Below are 6,765 nucleotides of genomic sequence, written 5' to 3'. Positions count from 1 at the left end.
CGCCCCCCCCCCGCGACGCGCCTCCGTGCCGCCGCGCCACGGCGGCGATGTCCCGCGCCTGCGAAGCATGCGGCACGCGCAGGATGTTGACGCCGGCGCCTTCGGCCGCGGCGTCGATGTCGTCGGCGAAGCTTTGCTCGTCGCTGACGACAAATACGATCGTGCCGGGCCGCCCCGGCGCGTGCGTCACCTGTTCCGAGGCGTATCCGCGGAACAGCTCGATGGCGTCGGGGCGGACGTTCGTCCATGCCCCGTCTGCGTCCACGGCGTAGATCGCCGTGAATGCTTGTCCGCGGCGCGCATCCAGCGCCGGAACCACCCACGCAGGAGCGCTCGGCTGCGCGGCCTCTGCGGCGGCGCGCCATCCGCCGAGGGAGAGCGCTTCGAGGCTCGACACCGCGTACAGCGGAAGGCCGAGCGACCAGGCGAGCGTTTTGGCCGCCGTTACGCCGATCCTCACGCCTGTATACGAGCCGGGGCCGCGCCCGACCGCAACCGCCCTAAGATCGCGCGGGCTTAGTCCGCTTGATTTCATCAGCGTCTCCAGCTCCGGCAGCAGCCGTACCGAATGGTTGCGCTCGGTAAGAGACTGCATCTCGCCAAGCACTCGATCTCCATCTACTATAGCCAGCGTCATCGCTGCGGACGACGTATCGATCGCCAGCATCGGCCCCACTTCGAACTCCTTGCTGCTGCCGCTGCCGTTCAATCCGGTATTACTCACTTGCAAGCACCTTCATTTCCGCCAATTTCTCGCACCATACCTTGTGTCCCGTTCCGTGCGGCGTAATCGCAAACTCCCTCTCCGTCGCACCCTGAACCGATATATACACATCCAGCCGTTCCGGCGGGAGCAGCTCCTGAATGATGCTCGCCCACTCCACAACGGTCACCCCGTCGCCGAAAAAATAGTCGTCGAGGCCAAGCTCGTCCGCTTCTTCCGCCGAAATCCGGTACACATCCATATGATAAAAGGGCAGCTTCTCGCCCTTATATTCCTTAATTATTGTAAACGTTGGCGAATTAACCGATTCCTTCACGCCGAGCGCCTTCGCCACTGCCTGGGAGAAGCGCGTCTTCCCCGCTCCGAGGTCGCCGTCCAGCGCGAGCACATACCCCGGCCCCATCCTCATCGCCAAATGCTTCGCAAGCCGTTCCGTTGCTATTTCGCTCTCGGCGTAATATCGGTACGTTTTTCCTGCTTCGCTCATGTCCGGCCAACCTCCCCCAAGAAAAATATTTGAAACCGCCGCATTAAGGAAGTTTCACCTCACTATTTGCCTCCACAGGCCTCATTACTGCAAAATAGCGCGGTCAAACTTCACTATTTCTCCGGTTCCCCGCCACTTTTCATTGAAACCGCCGCAATAAGGAAGTTTCACCTCACTATTTTCCTCCACGAGCCTCGTTTCTGCAAAATAGCGCGGTCAAACTTCACTATTCCCACTGACACGCCTCAAATTACTACGCATTAAAGGGAGAAACTCCACTTACTCGGTCGATCCGCCGCGGTTCCACCTCGTACAACGGGAAAAACTCCACTTGCTCGAGCACTCAACCGCAGTAAGCCGCCCCCTCCCCACTCCGCAGACTAACCAAAGTGGTTGTACCCGCGCTTGGCGATCGGCTCAAGCCGACCGTCGCGGCGAGCAAGCTCCACGCCGGCATCGCCGGAGCGCACCTCGCCGACGATCGCCGCCTCGCAGCCCGCGCCGGCCAGCGCCGCGAGCAGCGCATCGGCGCGCTCCCGCGGGGCGGTGCCTACCAGCTGGTAGTCCTCGCCCCCATACAAAATAAATTCGAGCGCGCTCTTTCCACCAGCACCCGCACCCGCACCCGCACCCGCACCCGCACCCAGACCTGCACGCGCGTCCGCGTCGGAGCCCGCACCGGCAGACGAGCAGTACGCCGCAAGCGCATCATGCACCGGAAGCGCCGCCTCGTCCAGCACGATCCGCACGCCGGATGCTTCGGCGATTTCCCACGCTTCGCTCGCGAGTCCGTCGCTGACGTCGTTGAGCGCGTGCGCCAGCCCCACCGACAGCGCCAGCACGCGCCCGGCCGCCACCTGCGGCCGCGGGCGCTGATGCGCCGCAACAAGCGCGGCGTACTCGCTGCCGGCCGCCGCCACAGCCTCTGCGGCAGGCAGCCGCCGCCGCATCAAATAATCGAGGCCTGCCGACGACAGGCCGAGCGGCCCCGTCACGAAGACGACGTCGCCGGGGCGCGCCCCGGAGCGCAGCAGCGCGCGCTCCCGCTCCACGCTCCCGACCGCCGTCACCGTGACGACCAATTCATGCGGGGACGACGTTGTGTCCCCGCCGACCACCGCGACGCCGTATTCCTTGGCGCACGCGTACAACCCCTCGTACAAGCGCTCGAGCCGCTCTACGGGAAACCCCTGCGGCACGCTGATCGCCGCCAGCGCATACAGCGGTTCCGCGCCCATCGCCGCCAAATCGCTGATGTTGGACGCCATCGCCTTCCAGCCCGTGTCCTCGTCGCGCATCGTCCACGGAAGGAAATGCACCGTCTCCACCATCGTATCGCACGTCAGCACGATCTGCTTCCCCGGCGCCGCTTCCACCACCGCCGCGTCGTCGCCGACGCCGACCGCAACCCCCGGATGCTTCGCAGCGTCCGCCCGTCCCGCCGTCAACCGGCGAATTAACGCAAATTCGTCCATGAGGCAACCGCACCGCCGCTTCCGTCAACAAAATCCGAATAGCCTTTATATTCCCTTCATTATATATACATGGGCCGGCAATCGGCAAGCGAGCAGGTAAACGATTCCCCGCCCGGCGAATACACGAGTACCTAACCGAAAAAAAGGAGGCATCGCCCATGCCTAACACGCCGGAGGCAGATGCGCCGAGAACGGCGAACCTGCGGGTCAAGCCGGCCGTCATGGAGGACGCGCAAAATCCGTCCGGCGCTTACCGCCTTTACGAGAAAGCCGGCATGAGCGCCATATACGAGGTTACGGTTTACGAAAAACACATCCCCTCCGCCCCATAACCCGCCGCCTGCCAAAAAGGCGCCCCATGGTGAAGTTCACCGTTACCGGGGCGCCTTTTGCCGCAACTTGTCTACATCCTTGTGCTCATTCTGCCTACTTCATCTAATTCCTGCACCCGTACCGTGATCGATTCCTGCTGTCCCGGGCCTTGCTCGTGAACGGTAACCATCTGCGACGTGGCGTCGACGCTGTCGAGCCATACGTCTTTCCCGTTCAGCTGCACTTGAATCGTATCCGTGCTGGAAATGATCTCTTTCGCGCGATTTACGTCCATCACAATCGATGCCTCCAAATCTTTTCGCGTAGTCGTCGAATCATCACGTATTGTTTCCAGCGGCGGACATTTTATCCAAGAGCTACCCCTTGGACCCCGTAATCACGATGCCTTGAATGAAATATTTCTGCGCGAAGAAAAACAGCAGCAGCGGCGGCAGCACGGCGACGCACGAAGCGGCCATCAGCAAGTTCCAAGGCGTAGCGCTGTAAGCCGCGGTAAAGTTGGCGAGCCCGAGCGACAGCGGGTACAGCTCACCGGTGCTCAAATAAATGAGCGGCCCGATCAGGTCGTTCCAGCGGTACATAAATTCCATAATGACCGCCGTCGCGACCGCCGGCACCGACAGCGGCAGAATGACCCGGAAATAAATCGTGAAATAGCCGCCGCCGTCGATTTTCACGGCTTCGTCCAGCTCTTTCGAAATGCCGAGGTAAAACTGCCGCAGCAGGAAGATCAGGAACGCGCTGCCCGCGAACGACGGAATGATGAGCGGCAAATACGAATCGATCCAGTTGAACTGGTTGAACAACAAATATTGCGGAATCATCGTCACCTGCGGCGGAATCATCATCGTGCTCAGCACAAGCGCGAATAGCACCGCGCTGCCTCTGGCCCGCAGCCGCGCGAAAGCGAACGCCACGAGCGAAGAGGCGAACGCCGTCGAGAACATCGTAATTCCCGTATACACGATCGTATTAATCATGTACCGCATATACGGCACCTTGTTGAACACTTCCGAGTAATTTCCCCACACGAACGGATTCGGAATCCATACCATCGGAATTTTATGAACGCTCCCGAGCGTCTTCAGCGACGTCGTGACCATCCAGAACAGCGGGAATGCGAAGAGCAGCAGTCCCGCGAACAACAGCGCATAGACGACCACTCTGCCGACCGGTCCGAGTTCGCCGTGGTTTAAGCGTTTTTTCAGTTGCATGCTGTCCGCACTCCCTACCGTTTATTGTCGTATTCGTAATAGACGAACCGCTTGGACCCCCAGAGGGCAAGCAGCGTCAGCGCAAAAATGACGATGAACAAAATCCACGCCTGCGCCGATGCATAACCCATTCGGAATTGGGCGAACGCCGTATTAAACAAATAGTACACATAGAAGTACGAGTTCCAGTCCGGCCCGCCTCTCGTAATGACGTAAGCTTGGGTAAAAATTTGAAACGATGAAATAATGCCGATAATCCCGTTAAACAAAATGACCGGCGAAATGAGCGGAATCGTGATGCGGAAAAACTTCGTCAGCCGGTTCGCCCCGTCGATTTCCGCCGATTCGTACAAATCCGACGGCATCGACTGCAAGCTGGCGAGAAATATAACCATCGTTCCGCCGAGCGCCGTCAGCTGCATCAGCACCATGGACGGTATGACCCATCTGCCGTCCGAAAACCAGCCCGGCCCCTGGATGCCGAACCATTGATACAGCAAGGAATTGACCACGCCGAAATCTTTGTTCAGCAGCCAAGACCACAGGAAGGCGACGGATACGCCGGATACGATCGTCGGCGCGTAGTACAGCGTGCGAAACACCGCTTGCCCGCGAATTTTTTGGTTGAGCAATACGGCTAGCAGCAAGGAGCAAACAATCGTAAAAGGCACCGAAAGCACCGCATAATACGTCGTAACGGACAGTGATTTGTAAAACAGCTTATCGTGGAACAGCGCGTTATAATTCCCGAAGCCGATGAATGCGGGAGGATCGATGACGTTGTAGTTCGTAAAGCTCAGAAACAGCGAAGCGATGATCGGACCGCCGGTAAACAGAAGAAAACCGATGACCCACGGGGAGATGAAGATCCAGAACGCTCTTTCCTCCTTCAACAGCTCGGGGCCAAGCTTGCTGCGTCTTTTCAAAGGTTATCACCTCGATTGGACGGGCGCTTCCCGCAACGGCGGCATTCACAACTTTCCCGCCCGAGGGAAGCGCGCGTCCGTTATTGTGTTTACTCCAGCTTCAACGCCTTAAGGTTCGCTTCGACTTCCTTCATTCCGTCCTCGACCGACTTCTCGGCATTCCATATCGCCGTTACCGTCTGGTTGATCGTATCGTTAATGACGGAGAACTTATCGATCAAGTGGTTGTCTGATTCGCGGCCGTATTTGATCGCGCCTTCGTTCACCTGCTTGATTTCATCCACCGTCATGCCGGTTATATCCGACATTTGCTTATACCATTGATCCGCAAGCGAAGTATCGGCCGGCGTCGCCGACGTGCTTTCCATGAACGTTTTGCCGCCGTTCTTCGGATTGACGAGGAACTTGACCAGCTCCCATGCTTCATCCGGATGCTTGCTCTTCGCGCTGATGTTCCACGGGTCGACGTAAAGCGAAATTTGACGCTTTTCGTGCCAAGGAATCGGTGCAACGCCCCAGCGGAATTCGGCCGGCTTGTATGCCCAGAAGCCCCAGCCTCCGTTAATGACCATTGCCACCCTGCCTGTCATGAACGGATCGCCGAGCTGGCTGACCGCATCGAGGGTCGCTTGATTCGGAGCGACTTTGTGTTTATGAATGAGATCGACGTTGAATTGGATCGCTTCCAGATTTTCCGGTCTCATGACCGTAGGCTCGCCCATAACCGTAGTCGTGTACGCCTCCGGACGGAAGAAATCGCCGCCGAACGCCCACGCCTTCTTATTCGGGCTGTCGTTGTTCAGTATGCCGAACACCTGCTTCTCCGGGTCGCCCACGTCCTTCGTGAGCGCCTTGGCGTATTCGAGCATTTTGTCATAGTTCCAGCTTTCATCGTCCCAGTCGGTCGGCGGATACGGAAGGCCGGCCGCGTCAAGCAAGTCTTTGTTGTAGAACAGGAAGCTGCCGATACTGAGCATCGGGACGCCGTAAATTTTACCGTCGATTTTGTAGATGTTCATGATGTCCTGATTGATCGTCGCAAGCTCCGCCGCATCCTTCTCGATATACGGAGTCATATCGAGAAGCGCGCCCATCTTCAAATACGTCGCGAAGCCGGAGTTTGCCCAGTTGGACGACCAGACGTCCGGCACCTTGCCGCTGGAGATCATCGTCGTCAGCCGCTGGTCGATTTCGTTCTGCGGAATTTGCTCCAGCTTCACTTTGATTTTCGGATTTTCCTTCTCGAAGTCGGCGATCATTTTCTTTTCCCATTCGATCATATTCGGGTCGGTACGGACGAGCCAGACGATTTCCGTCTTACCCCCTCCGGTCACAGACGAACATCCTGAAAGCGCTGTCAAAACAACGATGATTAATACGGAAGCGACGATAAACGGCTTTTTCCACAATCTCATCAACTGAAAGACCTCCTTAGGATTCGCTGCATTGCAGACCAGGCACACCCAATACTTCAAGCTTTTTTATTGAAATCGATTTCTTCGCCTTCACCTCCTTACAGAGCATACAGAAATGTAAGCGCTTAAATCATTGTATTTTCAGTCTATGAAATCATTCATAATATTGTCAATTATTTTTTTATAACCTC

General features: G+C 57.6%; 8 protein-coding genes. 1 reads left to right on the top strand and 7 read right to left on the bottom strand.

Annotation, left to right across the window (positions count from 1 at the left end; genetic code table 11):
- The 3 genes from tsaB to thiL form a co-directional block, all read right to left on the bottom strand.
- Positions 1–724 (bottom strand): tRNA (adenosine(37)-N6)-threonylcarbamoyltransferase complex dimerization subunit type 1 TsaB (tsaB, locus tag PT964_RS03170; RefSeq protein WP_274361861.1); only part of this gene is annotated, 724 nt, incomplete at its 3' end.
- A complete protein-coding gene (gene tsaE / locus PT964_RS03165) occupies positions 717–1,211 on the bottom strand; it encodes a tRNA (adenosine(37)-N6)-threonylcarbamoyltransferase complex ATPase subunit type 1 TsaE (protein ID WP_274361860.1) in 495 nt (164 codons plus the stop codon). The genes tsaB and tsaE, both read right to left, overlap by 8 nt.
- A gap of 380 nt (positions 1,212–1,591) precedes the next feature.
- Entirely contained in the window at positions 1,592–2,686 is a 1,095-nt protein-coding gene (gene thiL / locus PT964_RS03160; RefSeq protein WP_274361859.1) for a thiamine-phosphate kinase, read from the bottom strand.
- A gap of 158 nt (positions 2,687–2,844) precedes the next feature.
- On the opposite strand from thiL, the gene PT964_RS03155 reads away from it, so the two are divergent.
- On the top strand, positions 2,845–3,018 hold the full coding sequence (locus tag PT964_RS03155) for a hypothetical protein (RefSeq protein ID WP_274361858.1): 174 nt from the start codon (positions 2,845–2,847) through the stop codon (positions 3,016–3,018).
- Positions 3,019–3,089: 71 nt separating this feature from the next.
- Here the strand turns inward: PT964_RS03155 and PT964_RS03150 are convergent, their stop codons facing one another.
- The 4 genes from PT964_RS03150 to PT964_RS03135 all read right to left on the bottom strand — a co-directional run bounded on the left by PT964_RS03150 (position 3,090) and on the right by PT964_RS03135 (position 6,574).
- Positions 3,090–3,293: an H-type small acid-soluble spore protein gene (locus PT964_RS03150; protein WP_274361951.1), complete on the bottom strand. Its 204-nt coding sequence runs from the start codon at positions 3,291–3,293 to the stop codon at positions 3,090–3,092.
- An 82-nt stretch (positions 3,294–3,375) separates the two neighbouring features.
- On the bottom strand, positions 3,376–4,233 hold the full coding sequence (locus tag PT964_RS03145) for a carbohydrate ABC transporter permease (RefSeq protein WP_274361857.1): 858 nt from the start codon (positions 4,231–4,233) through the stop codon (positions 3,376–3,378).
- 14 nt (positions 4,234–4,247) lie between these two features.
- Positions 4,248–5,159 carry a carbohydrate ABC transporter permease gene (locus PT964_RS03140; protein WP_274361856.1) on the bottom strand — a complete coding sequence of 304 codons (912 nt, stop codon included), beginning with the start codon at positions 5,157–5,159 and terminating at the stop codon, positions 4,248–4,250.
- Positions 5,160–5,248: 89 nt separating this feature from the next.
- A complete protein-coding gene (locus tag PT964_RS03135) occupies positions 5,249–6,574 on the bottom strand; it encodes an ABC transporter substrate-binding protein (protein ID WP_274361855.1) in 1,326 nt (441 codons plus the stop codon).
- Positions 6,575–6,765 lie beyond the last annotated feature (191 nt).

Origin of the sequence: Paenibacillus thermotolerans, assembly GCF_028745515.1 — a bacterium.
Classification (GTDB): Bacteria; Bacillota; Bacilli; order Paenibacillales; family YIM-B00363; genus Paenibacillus_AE; species Paenibacillus_AE thermotolerans.
Note: the sequence above shows the minus strand (reverse complement) of the source record. Positions and strands in the feature narration are given on the sequence as shown.